Genomic DNA, 15568 nt, shown 5'->3' on the forward strand with positions numbered 1-15568 from the left:
TATGAAGGTGACATGACTTTCGACTTCCAGCCCGTGCTTTCCGATGACCTCGTCCGTCTGCGCCCGATGCGGCAAGAAGATTTCGAACCGCTCTTCTCCGTGGCCTCCGACCCGGCGATCTGGGCTCAACATCCCGCCAGCGATCGCTATCTCGAACCCGTCTTCCGCACTTTCTTCGATGGCGGAATGCAAGGAGGCGGCGCGTTTGCCATCCTGGAGGCCGATGGGAGCCGGATGATCGGGTCCACACGCTACCACGGATATGATCCGGACGCCTCGGAAGTGGAAATCGGCTGGACATTCCTGGCCCGGTCCCACTGGGGCGGGCCATGGAACCGCGCCGTGAAGCATCTGATGCTGGATCATGCCTTCCGTTTCGTGGACCGCGTCATCCTCCATGCGGGGCCTGACAACCACCGCTCCTGGCGCGCCATCGAAAAGATCGGCGGCCGACCCGTCGGCGAACGATCCGGAGACGATGGCAGGGTCAGCCTGCGCTATGCCGTGACGCGTGAGACGCTCGCGATCTGATCAATTGTCCAGCTCGAACCGGTAGCGCTTGCGGATGCCGCGCGTTTCGACGGGAACGCCGTTCACGGTGCGCGGGTGGAAGCGTGTCCGCATCGCGGCGCGTTCGGCCTCCCGGACGAAATCGTTGGTGTATCGGTCGGCTTGCACATCGATCACATCGGCGCGCGAAACGCGGCCATCCGCATCGATCGTCAGCGACAAGGTCACGACGGCCTCCTCGCCCCGGCGCATGGCCCGGCGCGGATAGCGTGGGGTGGCGTTGCGGCGCACCTGCGGTGCGGTTCGGTCGCCGCTCACCGGCGATCCGCCCCGCATTCCGTCGCGCGCATCGTTGCGTGAAGGACGGAAGATGACACTCGGGGAGAAGCCGTCTCCGAACCGGCTGGGGCCGCCGGCCAGCCGGTCGTCGGGGACTCCGGCATATTGCGCGGAGTCGCGCTCGCGCGTGCGCTCCGGCAGACCCTCCAATATGGCCGTTTCTTCGATGTCGGCGCGCAGGGCGGCAATCTCTTCGTCGCGGGCACCCAAATACTGGCCCCACTTCTGCTGATAGGCTTCGACGGCGGCCCGTCGCCGGACGACGCTGTAGCGCGGATCGTACACGGTCGTCAGCGTCGCCTGCCAGTCACGGTCCGCCGCGCCGTCCAGCACGTCCAACTGCGCACGCACGGCGTTCCGGCGCGGATGGTCGGGGTGTTGCGTCAGGAAATCCGTCAACCGGGCCCGCCGCAGGGCGGGATCGGTTTCGCCCAGAGCGCGAAGATAGGATTGCCGGGCTTCGGGCATGGGATCCACGGTTTCGGCTTGTCCATGGGGGGCCACGGAGCCGGACAGGCTCCACCAGACTGCGATGAGCACCAGCAGGCCGACGGCCGACACGGCGAGCCACAGCGCGGGGCCGGCATCGGAAACGGCATTTTCGCCTAGGGGTTCGTCTTCGATCGATTGATACACGGGTTCGCTTATAGGGCGAATGGGCATGCGCGGTATAGACAGGATGCGCGGCGCATCGCACAAGCCGCTCCATGAGCGAAATCAAGCCCGTCACGCCGCAGTCCCATGTCGTCCTCGTGGACGGGTCCGGCTATATCTTCCGCGCCTTTCACGCGCTGCCGCCCCTGACCCGCAAGTCGGACGGCCTGCCCATCGGGGCGGTCGCCGGGTTCTGCAACATGCTGTTCAAGATGCTGAAGGACCAGAAGGACGAAAACCGCCCGACCCACTTCGCCGTCGTGTTCGACAAGGGCAGCCATACCTTCCGCAACGACATCTACGATGCCTATAAGGCCAACCGCGGCGAGCCGCCCGAAGACCTGGTCCCACAATTCCCGCTGACCCGCGACGCATCCCGCGCCTTCGGTGCCCCGGCGGTGGAGATGGAAGGGTTCGAAGCGGACGACCTGATCGCGACCTACGCCCGGCAGGCGGAAGGGTTCGGGGCGCGCGTGACCATCATCTCGTCGGACAAGGACCTGATGCAGCTGGTTTCGGAACGCATCTCCATGCTCGACCCGATGAAGAACAAGCCCATCGGCCCCAAGGAGGTCGAGGAGAAGTTCGGGGTCACGCCCGACAAGGTCATCGACGTGCAATCCCTGGCGGGCGATTCGGTCGACAACATACCCGGCGTGCCCGGCATCGGCGTGAAGACGGCGGCATTGCTGCTCGAGGAATATGGCGACCTCGAAACGTTGTTGGAGCGGGCCGGGGAGATCAAGCAAAAGGGCCGGCGCGAAAAGTTGATCGAGCATGCCGAAAGTGCGCGCGTGTCCAAGGAATTGGTGACGTTGAAGACCGATGTCGCGGTCGATCCGCCGCTCGAGGAACTGGCCGTGACCGATCCCGATGTGGAGGTGCTGTTCGACTTCCTCGAAGCGATGGGCTTCCGCACGCTGACGGCCCGTGTCCGCCAAGCGCTGGGTGACGGCGAGAGTGACGGTCTGCGCTCGGACGACACCAAAGAGGCGGTCGTCTCGCCCGCCCTGCGCGATACCTATCCCAACGTGACCTTCGATCACACGCAATATGAATGCGTCCAAAGCGAGGACCGGCTGGCGCACTGGATCGAACGCGGGTTCGAAGAAGGCGTGATCGCGGTCGATCTGGAAACGGACAGCCTGGACAGCCGCGCGGCCAATCTGGTCGGGGTCTGCCTGGCGGTGGACGATAATGAGGCGTGCTACGTGCCGCTGGGCCATAAGGGCGAAGGTGACCTGCTGGGCGAAGAGGCACCGGAGCAGCTTGGCATTGAGAGGGCGCTCGCCATGTTGCGACCGCTGTTGGAAGATCCGTCGGTGCTGAAGGTCGGGCAGAACTTCAAATACGATCTGGGCGTCTTCCTGCGCCACGACCTGGAGCCGGCCCCCTATGACGATACCATGCTGATCAGCTACGCCATCGAGAACGGCGTGACCGGTCACGGCATGGACACGCTGTCCGAAACCCATTTCGGCCACAGCCCCGTGCCGTTCAAGGAGATCGCTGGGACGGGCAAGAACAAGAAGACGTTCGACCAGATCGGCCTGGAGGACGCGACCCGCTACGCCGCAGAGGATGCGGACGTTACGCTGCGTCTGTGGAAGTTCCTCAAGCCCAGGCTCGCCCCGATGCAGGTCACGCGCGTCTATGAGAACATCGACCGCGACATGCCGCACGTCGTCGCGAAGATGGAAAATGAAGGCATCAAGGTCGACCGGGCCGAGCTGGCGCGCCTGTCGGGCTATTTCTCCCAGAAGATGGCCGGGCTGGAAGCCGAAGCTTACGAGACGGCGGGCGAGACGTTCAACCTCGGCAGTCCCAAGCAAATCGGAGAAGTGCTGTTCGACAGGATGGGGCTGAGCGGCGGCAAGAAGACCAAGACCGGCGCCTGGCAGACCGGCGTCGACATCCTCGAACAATTGGCGGATGACGGCGAGACCTTGCCGCGCACGATCTTAAACTGGCGGCAGTTCTCCAAGCTGAAATCGACCTATACGGACGCGCTGCAGGCGCAGATCAATCCGGACACGGACCGGGTGCATACCAGTTTCAGCCTCGCAGCGACCACGACGGGACGCCTGTCCTCATCCGATCCGAACCTTCAGAACATTCCGATCCGCACCGAGGAAGGCCGAAAGATCAGGGACGCCTTCATCGCCGAATCCGGCCATCTGCTGGTCGCCGCCGACTATTCGCAGATCGAATTGCGCCTGCTGGCCCACATGGCGGACCTGCCCAGCATGAAGCAGGCTTTCGCCGACGGGATCGACATCCACGCCTTGACGGCGAGCGAGATGTTCGACGTCAAGTTGGACGAGATGACGCCCGACATCCGGCGTCAGGCCAAGGCGATCAATTTCGGCATCATATACGGCATTTCCGCTTTCGGGCTGGCCAAGAACACCGGCGTGGACCGCGGGACGGCCGCCGACTTCATCAAGACCTATTTCGAGAAGTTCCCCGGCATCCGTGCCTATATGGACGAGACCAAGGCGGAAGCGCGGGAGCGGGGCTACGTCACGACCCTGTTCGGCCGCAAGTGCCATATCGGCGGCATTCGCGAGCGCAATCCGCAGCGCCGCGCCTTCGCCGAGCGCCAGGCCATCAACGCCCCGATCCAGGGCACGGCCGCCGACATCATGCGCCGCGCCATGATCCGCATGCCGGGCGCCATTCACGCGGTCGAAGGCGCGCGAATGTTGTTGCAGGTCCATGATGAGCTGGTCTTCGAGGTGCCGGAAGGGCGGGAGGCGGCGCTGATCGGAACAGTGCGCGAGGTGATGGAACACGCGCACGAACCGGCGGTGAGCTTGAGCGTGCCGATCGACGTGGAGGCGCAGGCGGCGAAGAACTGGAACGATGCGCATTGAAAGGGCGCGCTTCGCGCGGGTTTTGGATTTGTCCCCCTCCGACCTCCACCGGATCAAGTCCGGTGTCTGCCACCTCCCCCTCGCGGGGGAGGATCTTGTTTCGCTGGCATCTCTGACCTGAGTTCCTCCCCCGCAAGGGGGGAGGGGACCGCCGCAGGCGGTGGAGGGGGGCAAGCAGATGAGCCCGCCGCTAGGCGGTCGTGACCCACTCCGGGATCGGACAGCTCACCCCGTCGGGCCATAGTTGCAATAGCCGTGCGGGCCCTTTGCCAAATATTGCTGACGGTAATCCTCACCAGCCTCACCCCGGGCTTGACCCGGGGTCCATCACAGGACCGACAGGCTGGCCGCGCCTTCTGGGAGATGGATTCCGGGTCGAGCCCGGGACGAGGATATGGCTTGGCCTAAGCTGTGACCCTCTCCGGGATCGGACAGCTCACCCCCGTCGGGCCGTGGTTGCAATAGCCTTGCGGGTTCTTCGCCAGATATTGCTGATGGTAATCCTCCGCCGGATGGTATTTCGGCGCGGGCGCGACTTCAGTCGTCACGGTGCGGCCGTAAGCCTCCTCGTAGCGCTCTTTCGCCTCTAGGGCCGCGTCGCGCTGATCGTCCGAATAGGTGTAGATGACGGACCGGTATTGCGAACCGACATCGTTGCCCTGCCGGTTGCCTTGCGTCGGGTCGTGGTTTTCGAAGAAGACCTTCAGCAGCGCGTCATAGCTGATCTTGCTGGGATCGAAGACGACATGCACGACTTCGGCATGGCCCGTCCGGCCGGAGCAAACGCTCTTGTAGTTGGGCGCGTCGTCCGTCCCGCCGGCATAGCCGACGCTCGTCACGTGGACGCCGTCCAGTTTCCAGAAGATGCGCTCCACGCCCCAGAAGCAGCCCATGCCGAACAGGGCGTCTTGCATGCCGGCGGGGAAGTTTCCGAACATGTCGGCACCGTTGATGTGATGTTTGTGGATCGTGGCGAGCATGGAAATCTCCTAGAGTAGCGGGCGGATCGCGCGGGCGAGCCTGTCGGCCATTCTTACGGCGTCCGCCTCCGTGCCGATGTGGTCCTGGCGCAATTCGATCGCAAGATGGCGAAGCCCGCGCGGCACGACATTGTGATCGACCGTGTGGTTCAGATCGAAGGCGGAATAGGGCTCGTTGACCTCGACCAGGAAGTCCGGCGCGATGTCCCGCATCGCCGCGATGAAGGCGACGGCGGTCTCGCTGTCATCCTTGACCAGCAGGCCGATATCGGTCCGGCGCGGCGGTTGGCCGACCAGCTGCGGCGTGAAACTGTGGATCGACAGCGCCAGACAGCCAGGCCGGTCGTCCAGCGCCGCGCCGAGCGCGGCGTGATAGGCGTCGTAGAGCCGGGACGCCCGTTCATCGCGCGCGACATCCGACAGTTCGTGATTGCCCGGAATGTCCGTGCCGTCGCTGGATTCCGGAATCAGGCCGGGCGCTTGCGCGTCGCGGTTGACGTCGATCACCAGCCGGGAAAAGGCGCAGACCATGCCGGCGCAGCCCAGCCGGTCGCACAGGGCGCGCGTCACCGCTTCCGTGCCGATGTCCCAAGCGATATGGCGGGTCATGTCGGCCTCCGGCACACCCAGATCGCCGACCCAGTCGGGGACATGGTTGGACGCGTGATCGGCGAAGACGAAGGCCGCGTCGTCGCGGCCGGAAATGGTGATGAAAGCGCTCAAGATGAGGGGTGCATTAGGCGCAATCGCGCGATTGCGAAAGCGGTCTTGTGTCGCTATAGCGCCGCTCCGCTTGGCAAGCCCTCTGGAGTGAGGGGGCCGAGCGGTCGAAGGCGTCCCCCTGTGAAGCGGGAGGGCCAAAAGCTTTGCTTTTGGCCGATCTGTGTCTAAGAGGCGCGCGCCTCGGTCGGCTCATGCCGAACCGGGGCGCAAAAGAGTCTAGCAGGCCCTCCTGGAGTGAGGTGGCCGAGTGGTTGAAGGCGCACGCCTGGAAAGCGTGTATACGGTAACCCCGTATCGAGGGTTCGAATCCCTTCCTCACTGCCAGAGGCCTGCTAGGACGCATCCCTGACCTATCCGCCCGATCTGCCCAGCCCGTAGAGGCGTTCGGCGGACAGCGACCTCACATCCATCGGCTCCGGCGGTGTGGTGAAGTCCGGGACGCTCTAGCGCGGCCGTTCCAGCGTGCCGAAGCCCGGACAGCGGTGCGACCGGCCCAGCCCGACGAGATAGCCGATGCGGTAGCGCGCCCGGTCGGACGCGCGGTCGGCCCGCTGTTCGAACTGCGCCGCGCCCGATGCTTGCCGCACCACGCTGCGGAACGGGATCGGGCTGCGCGCCAGGGCGGCGATACCGGCATCGCGCAGATTGCCGGTCCGGCCCTCGAACGTCTCATTGTCGCGGCGAAAGCCCACGCGCCGACCTTCGTTCCGCGACAGGGCCGCTTCGAGGTCGTCGATCTCGCGCGACCAAGCCGGACAGCCGCTCCGGCCGATGTGGCCAAAGGGCTGGTGCAGCGCGTCGAGCTGCCCGGGGATGGGCGACTGGGCCAGGTTGAGGTCGCGCAACGGCGCGGTCGCGGCAAAGCCGAAATGATCCGTTTCTTCCGGAAAGCTGGCGCAGGAGGACAGCAGCGCGGCGCACAGGGCCAGGACGAAAGAGGCCTTCCACATGCCGGGTGTCCTTCCTGTCCTGTCGCGCCGATGTCGCGGTGCGGCCGGGATTGCGACGCCGGTCCCGCTCGCCTAAGCGCGCCGTCGTGAACGACGTTTCCCGATATGATTTCGATGTGGTCATCGTCGGGGCCGGGGCCGCCGGCCTGATGGCCGCCATCGTCGCCGGACGGCGCGACCGGCGCGTCCTGCTGATAGATCATGCCGAACGGCCGGGAGAGAAGATTCGCATTTCAGGAGGCGGGCGCTGCAATTTCACCCATCTTTTCTCCTCCCACGAGAATTTCATCAGTGCGAATCCGCATTTCCACAAGAGCGCCCTGTCCCGCTACACGCCCCACGACTTTCTGGAGCTGGTCGAACGCCACGGCATCGCGTGGGAGGAAAAGGCCAAGGGACAGCTGTTCTGCCAAGGCAAATCGACCCAGATCGTGGACATGCTGGTCGCCGAATGCCGGGAAGCGGGCGTGGAGCTGCGGCTCGGCACGGACGTGCTGGGCGTGTCCAAGCCCGGCCCCGGCTTCGCCGTGACGACGCCGACCCAGACCGTCTCCTGCGAAAGCCTGGTCATCGCGACAGGCGGGCCGAGCATCCCGAAGATGGGCGCGAGCCGGTTCGGCTACCGCGTAGCGGAGCAGTTCGGACTGGACATCGTGGAGACGGTCCCGGCGCTCGTGCCGCTGACGTTCACGGACGAGGCCGCGGCGCCGCTCAAGGCGCTGTCGGGCGTCGCGGTGGATGCCGCCGTCGTCAACGAGCGCATCCGCTTCGACGAACCTCTCCTGTTTACCCATCGCGGCCTGTCGGGCCCGGCGGTGCTGCAGATCAGTTCCTATTGGGAACCGGGCGAGGCGTTCATCGTCGATCTGGCGCCGGGCACGGATGTGCTGGCGACCCTGAAGCAGGACCGGGAGGCCCGGCCGCGCCTGTCCCCGTCCGCCTGGCTCTCCGAGCGACTGCCGGCGCGGCTGGCGGAGCATCTGTCGGCCGGACTGCGTTACGACCGGCTCGCCGACATGCCGGATACGGCGCTGCTGAACCTGGCGCTGCAGGTCAGTGAATGGCGGGTCAAACCGGCTGGCAGCGAAGGCTACCGCAAGGCGGAAGTCACGCGCGGCGGGATCAGCACGGACGAACTGTCGTCCAAGACGATGGAAACGAAATCCGTGCCGGGCCTCTACTTCATCGGCGAGGTCGTGGACGTGACCGGCCATCTGGGCGGGCACAATTTCCAATGGGCCTGGGCAAGCGGGGTCGCGTGCGGCGAGGTGTGTTGAGCGGGCTCATCTTGCGCTTTCTCGCTCTTACGCCTTTCCGCCTACTTCCCTCCCGCGACGAACCTGCTACAGCCGGTTCGATGAAGACGATCGACCTCAACGCGGATATCGGCGAAGCCGACACGCCTGAATGGGCGGCGGCCGAGGCCGCGATCTTGCGCCACATCAGTTCCGCCAACATCGCTTGCGGCGGTCATGCCGGGGACGACGAAACGATGCGCCGCACCGTCCGCGGCGCTTTGGAGAACGGCGTCGCCATCGGCGCGCATCCGGCCTATCCGGACCGTGAGAATTTCGGTCGCCGCTCGCTGGTGCTGGACGAAGACATCGCCGAAGACGATCTGGTCCAGTCCATACGCGCGCAGATCATGCGCCTGTGGGAGATCGCCGAAGAGGAAGGCGGCCGGATCGCCTATGTCAAACCGCACGGCCAGCTTTATAACGACGCGGTCGGGGATCGTCGCAAGGCGGATCTGATCGCGCGGACCATCGCGGAGACCGACCCCGGCCTGATCCTGCTGGGCGGGCCGAACTCGCGCATGGGCGAGGCGGCCGCCGCGCAGGGCCTGGCGTTCGTCGCCGAAGGGTTCATCGACCGGCTCTATTCCGATGACGGTCATCTGGTCCCCCGCGGGCAGCCCGGCGCCGTGATCGCCGATGCCGACGCCCGGCTGGACCAGGCGCGCCGCCTGGCCACGACCGGGGAAGTACGCACCGTGTCGGGGCGCATGCTCGACATCGAAGCGCGCTCGCTCTGCGTCCACGGCGACAGTGCGGGCGCGGTGGAAACGGCCCGTCAGGCGCGCGCCGCGATCGAGGCCGAAGGCGTGACGATCGAAGCTTTTTCGACCGGAGACGCGACAGCATGAGCGGGCCGAATTTGCGCGAATATGGCGACCATGCCGTGCTGGTCGAATGGGAAGCGGACGGCTACGACGCCGATGTCGGCGACGCGGTCCATGCGCTGGCCGCGCGCCTGCGCCGCAAGGGCGGCTTCACCGAAGTCATGCCGGGCTATGACAGCCTGGTCGCCGCGTTCGACGCGGCGCGCCTTGACCAGTCCGTGGCGCTGGAACGTATCCGCGACGCGCTGTCGCGTGGGCCGTTGAAGGCCGACGAAGGCGATAGCCGCCTGATCGAAATCCCTGTCGCTTACGGCGGAGCGGACGGACCCGATCTCGACGCCATGGCCGAGCGGATCGGCCGAAGTGCGGACGAGGTGATCGCCCTGCATTCCGGGCGCGACTACCGCGTCTGCATGATGGGTTTCATTCCGGGTTTCGCCTTTCTGTCGGACGTCGATCCGGTCCTGCGGCATCCGCGTCATGAGACGCCGCGGGCCAAGGTTCCGGCGGGCAGTGTCGGCATCGCCAACTGGCAGACCGGGATCTATGGTCTGGAAAGCCCCGGCGGGTGGCAGATCATCGGCCGCACCGATGCGCTCATGTTCGATGCGGATCGCGACCCGCCCTTCCTGGTGGAGACCGGCGACCGCATCCGGTTCGTGCCGCGATGAGCGCGAAAGCCGCGATCACGGTCCTGAACGGCGGCACGCAGACGACCGTGCAGGATGCCGGGCGGCCGGGCCACCGCCATCTGGGCATTCCGCGTTCGGGTGCGGCGGACCGGCTGTCCTTCGCCGTGGCCAACCATCTCGTCGGCAACGCCTGGGACGCGCCCGCGCTGGAATGCGCGCTGGGCGGGCTGCATCTGCGGTTCGAGACGGAGGCGACCATCGCCATCACCGGCGCGCATATGGGCGCGCAGGTCCAGGGCATGAATGTCGAACGCAACCGCGCCGTCGGGGTTGACGCGGGCGACATCCTGACCCTGTCCTATGCGCGCGAAGGCTGCCGGGCCTATGTGGCGATCGCGGGCGGGCTGGCGGCCACGTCCTTCCTCGGCTCCGTTTCGACCTACATGCCCGCCGCGCTGGGCGGAATCGAAGGCCGCGCGCTGAAGGCCGGGGACGGCCTTGGCCTCGCCGGACCGGCCCAAGGCCCGGCCCGGACATTGCCCAAGGGCTATATTCCGTCCCTGTCCAGCCATGCCGTGCTGCGCGCGCGGGCCGGCCCGGAGTTAGACCGGTTGAGCGCCGAAAGCCGCCGCTACCTGTTCAACACGCCCTTCATCGCCACGCCCGCGACCGACCGGATGGGATCGCGCCTGCGCGGCGACCGGATCGTGACGGATGAGCCCTTGTCGATGACCAGCGGACCCTTGCTGCCCGGCACGCTGCAATGCCCGCCGGACGGCCAGCCCATCCTGGCATTGGCGGACGGGCACTGCACGGGCGGCTATGCGCGCGGCCTGCACGTGATCCAGGCCGACCAATGGCTGCTGGGCCAGATCGCGCCGGGCATGCAGATCAGCTTCCGCCGTGCCTTGGACGGCGAGGCTCCGGACATATTGCAGACGCGCAACGCCGTCTGGGGCACTCTGATCCCGGGGTTCGGCTTCTAGCCCGTGTTCGTCCTGCTGGATGATCAGGCGACGCATCGGCAGCTTCATTTCACGCAAAGCCGTGGCCTACTCACATATCGCATGGGCGACCCGGTCGAGCCGTTTTTCGAGGCCATGGAGACCGCGCTTGCCGACGGGCAATGGATCGCCGGATCCTTCGCCTATGAATTCGCCGCCGCGCTGGAGCCAAGACTCGCCCATTTGGCCGCACCCGGCACCGAGCTGGTGCGGCTCGGACTGTTCGATGCGCCGTCCGGCCATCCGCCTGCCGATTTGCTCTATCGGGCGGCGCCGCCTGCCGTGGACCTTTCGCCCGATTGGTCGCAGGCGGACTATCTCGAGCGGTTCGACGCCGTGCAACGCTACCTGCGCGCGGGCGACGCCTACCAGATCAATCTGACCTTTCCGATGCGCGGCACGACCGATGCGGGCCCTGCCGCACTCTATGCGGGGTTCCGCCGCCGCCAGCCGGGACGCTACGGCGCGGTGCTCAGCCTGCACGGGGACGAGGGTCCGGACATCGTCAGCTTCTCGCCCGAACTGTTCTTCGAACGCCGCGGCACGGACATGCGGATGCGCCCGATGAAGGGCACCCGCCCCAAGGGCTCGACCGACGACATGCGCGACGACGCCAAGTCCCGCGCCGAGAACCTGATGATCGTCGATCTCTTGCGCAACGATTTGTCGCGCCTGTGCGAACCGGGCAGCGTCGCGGTGCCGGAGCTGTTCGCGGTCGAGGATTATCCGACGCTGACCCAGATGACGTCATCGGTCACCGGGCGGCTGCGCCCCGATGCGCGCTGGTCCGATATCTTCCGCGCGCTGTTCCCCTGCGGCTCCGTGACGGGCGCGCCCAAGATCCGCGCCATGGAGATAATCGCCGACCTCGAAGCCGGGCCGCGCGGCGCCTATTGCGGAGCGGTCGGATTCATCGCGCCCGACGGCGACGCGGCGTTCTCCGTCGCGATCCGCACCGCCGTCCTGCAGGACGGAACGCTGCGCTACGATGTCGGCAGCGGTGTCGTGCTCGATTCGGACGGTCCCGACGAATACCGCGAATGCCTGCTCAAGGCCGCGCTGCTGACGCCCCAGCCGGAACACGCGATCGAAACGCTGCGCCTGGATCCGGACGGAACCCGCGTTCGCGACGCCCGTCACGCGGCGCGCTTCCATCAGGCCCGGCCCAACGGATCCTTCTACAAAGCCATGGACACGCTTCCCAAGTCGGGCGTCCCGATGCGGGTGCGGGTTTCCGCCGGGACCGACGGCGTCACCCATTGCGGCCTGGAGCCCCTCCAGCCCATGACGGAACCCGTCCGCCTGGCCCTGTCGCGCTATGCGCTGACCGACGCGGTGCAGCGCACGGACATCAAGACCTCGCGCCGCGATTTCTATGACGGCGAACGGGCGCGCCTGCACGTGCTGTGCGGCGCGGACGAAGCGCTGTTCCTCGGCCCGGACGGCGATCTGCGCGAAGGCTCGTTCACGACCCTGTTCGTGCAGAGCGGCGAACGCCTGCTGACCCCGCGCGCGCCCGGCCTGCTGCCGGGCGTGCTGCGCGCCGAGCTGCTGGACCGCGGGCTGGCCGTCGAAGCGCGGGTGAGCCTTGCCTCCCTGCTGGCCGCGGATGCGGTTTTCGTCGGCAACAGCCTGCGCGGGCTTCTGCGCGCGGAATTGATCTCGCCGGAGCCGCAATGAGTCCGATCGGGCTAGGCGCTTCGCCCCATCCGCGTTAAGGCCGGGCTCATGAGCGGCATTCTCCACGCCTGGACGATCGACGAAGCCGGGCAGGCGAGTCCGGCGCCGACGGACGTTTTCGGCGATCCGCTGGACGCAGGCTATGCGTGGTACCATTTCGACCGCAACGATCCCGAAACGCACGCGCTGTTCACCGCCGACGAGGGCGTGGACGCCATCGCCACGCGCACTTTGCTGGCGTTCGACACGCGCCCGCGCACGATTGTGCGCGGCAAGGACGTGCTGATCAATCTGCGCGGCGTGAACTTGAACGAGGGCGCCAATCCGGAGGACATGATCCCCTTGCGCTTCTTCATCCAGTCCGGCCGGGTGGTGAGTTGCAACGGCAAGCCGATGAAGGCGATCGGCGACATGGTCGAACGGCTCGGCAGCCAGACCGTCTCGCGCACGCCGGGCGGGTTCATCGCCTCCTTCGCGCTGGCCCTGATCGAGCGGATGAGCCCGACCATCACGGACCTCAACGAGCGGGTGGACACGCTCGAGGAGCTGCTCGAAGGCAAGGACCCCTCCCAGCGCGACGCGGCGCGCGGCAAGGTCGCGGAACTGCGCCGCCAGGCCATCATGCTGCGCCGCTACCTCGCCCCGCAGAAGGACGCGCTGACCGCCCTGTCGCAGCAGCAGCTGCCCTGGATCAACGGCGACGACCAGCTGCGCCTGCGCGACGCCGCCGACCAGGCGACCCGCGTCGCCGAGGAGCTCGACGCGGTCCGCGAACGCTGCGCCGTGGTCAAGGACCAGCTGACCGACATGCGCGCCGAGGAGATGAACCGCAACATGATGGTCCTGTCCGTGGTCGCGGCGATCTTCCTGCCACTGGGCCTGGTCAGCGGCATGATGGGCATCAATGTGGGCGGCATGCCATGGGTCGAGGACGGGAACGGCTTCTGGTACGTGACCGGCATCATCGTCGTCATCGGCATCGTCCAGTTGGCCGTGTTCCGGCTGGTGAAATGGATCTAGGCATGGCAGGGCGGGCGGAGCCGTCCGCCTCAGGCGGCGCGTAAGGGAGGTTGAAGCGCCGTGGACCTGCTTCTCGATTTCGCCAACAGTTTCGTCACGCAGCTGCGCTCGCCGACCCTCGCCTTCCTGATCGGCGGGGCGTTGCTCGCCGCGCTGGGCTCCAAGCTGACCGTGCCGGACGCGATCTACCAGTTCATCATTTTCGTCCTCCTCATGAGCATCGGCCTGCATGGCGGGATGGAGATCCGCGATGCGGATCTGGCCGCGCTGGCCCTGCCGGCGCTGATGGCGACCCTGACGGGGGTCGTCTGCGTGCTGCTCGGCTGGCTGACCCTGGCCCGGCTTCCCGGCATCCGGTTCGACGACGCTATCGCCACGTCCGGCCTGTTCGGCGCGGTCAGCGCCTCGACGCTCGCCGCCGCCATCGTGGTGATGCAGCAGGAAAACGTCGCCTACGAAGCGTGGGCGCCGGCGCTCTACCCGTTCATGGACATCCCCGCGCTCGTGCTCGCCATCGTGATGGCCAGCCTGCACAAACAGAAGGCGAAGGCCCGCGAGGCCGCGGCGGCGGGCGGCGAAGTCGTCGCGGTGAAGCGCGAACGCGTCAAGGTCGGCAAGATCGTCAAGGACAGCTTGCGCGGCTCCGCCCTGTCGGCCCTGATCCTGGGACTGGCCATCGGCCTGCTGGCCGAACCGGGCCGCGTCTACGAGGAATTCTACGAGCCGCTGTTCCGCGGCTTCCTCTCGATCCTGCTGCTGATCATGGGCATGGAAGCCTATTCGCGACTGTCGGAGCTGCGCGGCGTGGCGCACTGGTTCGCGGTCTATGCGCTGATCGCGCCGATCGCGCACGGGCTGATCGGGTTCGGCCTAGGCTATGTCGCCCATGTGCTGGTCGGGTTTTCGCCCGGCGGGGTCGTCATCCTGGCGATCATCGCGGCGTCCAACTCCGACATTTCCGGACCGCCGACCTTGCGCGCGGGCATCCCGTCGGCCAATCCCGCGTCCTTCATCGGGTCGTCCACCAGCATCGGCACGCCGATCGCCATCGCCGTCTGCATCCCGCTCTTCCTCGCGCTGGGCGAGATGGTATTCGGCGCGACATAGGAAAGGCCCGCCATGTTCTCGAACGCCACCAAGCTGACCGTCATCGCCGAACGCCTGCTGCAGGACCGCCTGATCGACATGCTCTATGCGGGCGGGGCCAAGGGCCACACTCTGTTCGACGGCAGCGGCAAGGGCGAACACGGGGACCGCGTCGGCGACCGCGCCTCGGTCATCCACGACTTCACCATCGTGCAGATCGACGCCGTCTTCGGAAAGGACCACCAGGCCCGCAAGGTGGCCGAGGAGATCGCCGAAGACGTCTTCATCGACTATGCCGGGATCGTCTATCTCTCGCCTGTCGAGGTGATCCGCGCCAAGCGGTTCTGAGGACGCGGGCGGAGCTTCCCGTTTCCCTCGATCCGGGATCCATTTCCCAGCCGTTCCGGTCATCCCGGCCGGCCTGTGACGACCCCCGGTCGAGTCCGGGGTGAGGAGCGTGTCGTCATTCCGGACACGGGGTGCCGGGGGTGGAATTCCGGGGCTGTTCGTCGAGGTGGACGCGATACTGTCATTCGCGCACGCCTTCGCGTGCGACCGGACCGCCCCGTCCGGCAAGGAGTGCTGCGTGTCTTGCGCCGCCGGCGATGGGCGGCACGAGGCGCAGGCCCTGCCTCCCGCGACGGGAAGGAAGGGAAGATACCGTTTCTCACGAGGGCAGGGCCCGCGCGGGGAAGTCCGGCCTTTTCGCCGTCACCCGTGGCCGCCCCTTCGTCCCCCGGCTTGCGCCCCGTTGGGGGCGACCGCGGTCTCGGCCGGGGAGTCCGCGTAAAACGGCACGGTCCCGGCGTCCAAGGCGCGCGCGGCCCGGTCGGACCAGCGGCGGCACACCGATGAAGCGTCGGGGGAGAGATGCGGCGTGTACGACGCGCGGACCTCTCACCGGTCTGTCCCGGTCCCCCTACCGTCCGCCCGGCCGGTGGTCTGCTACACCACGGTCCGAAGCGACAGCGAAGGATCGGCGCGGACGAAGG

At 66.8% G+C, this 15568-nt stretch carries 14 protein-coding genes and 1 tRNA gene; 11 read left to right on the plus strand and 4 right to left on the minus strand.

Going from position 1 to position 15568, the window contains the following annotated elements:
- Positions 1-12: 12 nt before the first annotated feature.
- Positions 13-531: a GNAT family N-acetyltransferase gene (locus Q0718_RS02760; protein ID WP_298913110.1), complete on the plus strand. Its 519-nt coding sequence runs from the start codon at positions 13-15 to the stop codon at positions 529-531.
- On the opposite strand, the gene Q0718_RS02765 is transcribed toward Q0718_RS02760, so the two are convergent.
- Positions 532-1485 (minus strand): energy transducer TonB, encoded by a 954-nt coding sequence (locus tag Q0718_RS02765; RefSeq protein ID WP_298913113.1) that lies wholly within the window; start codon positions 1483-1485, stop codon positions 532-534.
- A 71-nt stretch (positions 1486-1556) separates the two neighbouring features.
- Here Q0718_RS02765 and polA point away from each other — a divergent pair, with 71 nt between their 5' ends.
- The gene (gene polA, locus Q0718_RS02770; RefSeq protein WP_298913116.1) at positions 1557-4379 is read left to right on the plus strand and encodes a DNA polymerase I; all 2823 of its coding nucleotides are present in this window, start codon (positions 1557-1559) and stop codon (positions 4377-4379) included.
- A gap of 404 nt (positions 4380-4783) precedes the next feature.
- Here polA and msrA read toward each other — a convergent pair whose 3' ends face one another.
- Positions 4784-5359 carry a peptide-methionine (S)-S-oxide reductase MsrA gene (msrA, locus tag Q0718_RS02775; RefSeq protein WP_298913119.1) on the minus strand — a complete coding sequence of 192 codons (576 nt, stop codon included), beginning with the start codon at positions 5357-5359 and terminating at the stop codon, positions 4784-4786.
- Positions 5360-5368: 9 nt separating this feature from the next.
- The gene (locus tag Q0718_RS02780; RefSeq protein ID WP_298913121.1) at positions 5369-6082 is read right to left on the minus strand and encodes an N-formylglutamate amidohydrolase; all 714 of its coding nucleotides are present in this window, start codon (positions 6080-6082) and stop codon (positions 5369-5371) included.
- 233 nt (positions 6083-6315) lie between these two features.
- On the opposite strand from Q0718_RS02780, the gene Q0718_RS02785 reads away from it, so the two are divergent.
- Positions 6316-6406, plus strand: a tRNA-Ser gene (locus tag Q0718_RS02785).
- A 119-nt stretch (positions 6407-6525) separates the two neighbouring features.
- Here the strand turns inward: Q0718_RS02785 and Q0718_RS02790 are convergent.
- Complete coding sequence (locus Q0718_RS02790) at positions 6526-7032, minus strand: hypothetical protein (protein WP_298913123.1); 507 nt, start codon at positions 7030-7032, stop codon at positions 6526-6528.
- 86 nt (positions 7033-7118) lie between these two features.
- Between Q0718_RS02790 and Q0718_RS02795 the strand changes: the two genes are divergently transcribed.
- From Q0718_RS02795 to Q0718_RS02830, 8 genes are all read left to right on the plus strand, one after another.
- Positions 7119-8309, plus strand: a complete 1191-nt coding sequence (locus tag Q0718_RS02795) for an NAD(P)/FAD-dependent oxidoreductase (RefSeq protein ID WP_298913126.1) — start codon at positions 7119-7121, stop codon at positions 8307-8309.
- 80 nt (positions 8310-8389) lie between these two features.
- On the plus strand, positions 8390-9178 hold the full coding sequence (locus Q0718_RS02800; RefSeq protein WP_298913129.1) for a 5-oxoprolinase subunit PxpA: 789 nt from the start codon (positions 8390-8392) through the stop codon (positions 9176-9178).
- Positions 9175-9825 (plus strand): 5-oxoprolinase subunit PxpB, encoded by a 651-nt coding sequence (gene pxpB / locus Q0718_RS02805; protein WP_298913131.1) that lies wholly within the window; start codon positions 9175-9177, stop codon positions 9823-9825. Before Q0718_RS02800 ends, pxpB begins: the two co-directional genes overlap by 4 nt.
- On the plus strand, positions 9822-10772 hold the full coding sequence (locus Q0718_RS02810; protein ID WP_298913134.1) for a biotin-dependent carboxyltransferase family protein: 951 nt from the start codon (positions 9822-9824) through the stop codon (positions 10770-10772). The genes pxpB and Q0718_RS02810 overlap by 4 nt, the downstream gene beginning before the upstream one ends.
- Positions 10773-10775: 3 nt before the next feature.
- Complete coding sequence (gene pabB / locus Q0718_RS02815; RefSeq protein ID WP_298913136.1) at positions 10776-12470, plus strand: aminodeoxychorismate synthase component I; 1695 nt, start codon at positions 10776-10778, stop codon at positions 12468-12470.
- A gap of 48 nt (positions 12471-12518) precedes the next feature.
- Positions 12519-13490, plus strand: a complete 972-nt coding sequence (locus Q0718_RS02820; protein ID WP_298913139.1) for a zinc transporter ZntB — start codon at positions 12519-12521, stop codon at positions 13488-13490.
- A gap of 60 nt (positions 13491-13550) precedes the next feature.
- A complete protein-coding gene (locus Q0718_RS02825) occupies positions 13551-14597 on the plus strand; it encodes a sodium-dependent bicarbonate transport family permease (RefSeq protein ID WP_298913141.1) in 1047 nt (348 codons plus the stop codon).
- Between the two features lie 12 nt (positions 14598-14609).
- Positions 14610-14924, plus strand: a complete 315-nt coding sequence (locus tag Q0718_RS02830; RefSeq protein ID WP_298913144.1) for a DUF3240 family protein — start codon at positions 14610-14612, stop codon at positions 14922-14924.
- The last annotated feature ends 644 nt before the right edge of the window (positions 14925-15568 follow it).

This window comes from uncultured Algimonas sp., assembly GCF_947498175.1.
Lineage (GTDB): Bacteria > Pseudomonadota > Alphaproteobacteria > Caulobacterales > Maricaulaceae > Litorimonas.

Excerpts from the sequence above, each read along its gene's own strand:
- Q0718_RS02760 (WP_298913110.1), top strand. The coding sequence starts at position 13 with ATGACTTTCGACTTCCAGCCCGTGCTTTCCGATGACCTCGTCCGTCTG.
- polA (WP_298913116.1), top strand. The coding sequence starts at position 1,557 with ATGAGCGAAATCAAGCCCGTCACGCCGCAGTCCCATGTCGTCCTCGTG.
- msrA (WP_298913119.1), bottom strand. The coding sequence starts at position 5,359 with ATGCTCGCCACGATCCACAAACATCACATCAACGGTGCCGACATGTTC.
- Q0718_RS02790 (WP_298913123.1), bottom strand. The coding sequence starts at position 7,032 with ATGTGGAAGGCCTCTTTCGTCCTGGCCCTGTGCGCCGCGCTGCTGTCC.
- Q0718_RS02800 (WP_298913129.1), top strand. The coding sequence starts at position 8,390 with ATGAAGACGATCGACCTCAACGCGGATATCGGCGAAGCCGACACGCCT.
- pxpB (WP_298913131.1), top strand. The coding sequence starts at position 9,175 with ATGAGCGGGCCGAATTTGCGCGAATATGGCGACCATGCCGTGCTGGTC.
- Q0718_RS02810 (WP_298913134.1), top strand. The coding sequence starts at position 9,822 with ATGAGCGCGAAAGCCGCGATCACGGTCCTGAACGGCGGCACGCAGACG.
- Q0718_RS02820 (WP_298913139.1), top strand. The coding sequence starts at position 12,519 with ATGAGCGGCATTCTCCACGCCTGGACGATCGACGAAGCCGGGCAGGCG.
- Q0718_RS02830 (WP_298913144.1), top strand. The coding sequence starts at position 14,610 with ATGTTCTCGAACGCCACCAAGCTGACCGTCATCGCCGAACGCCTGCTG.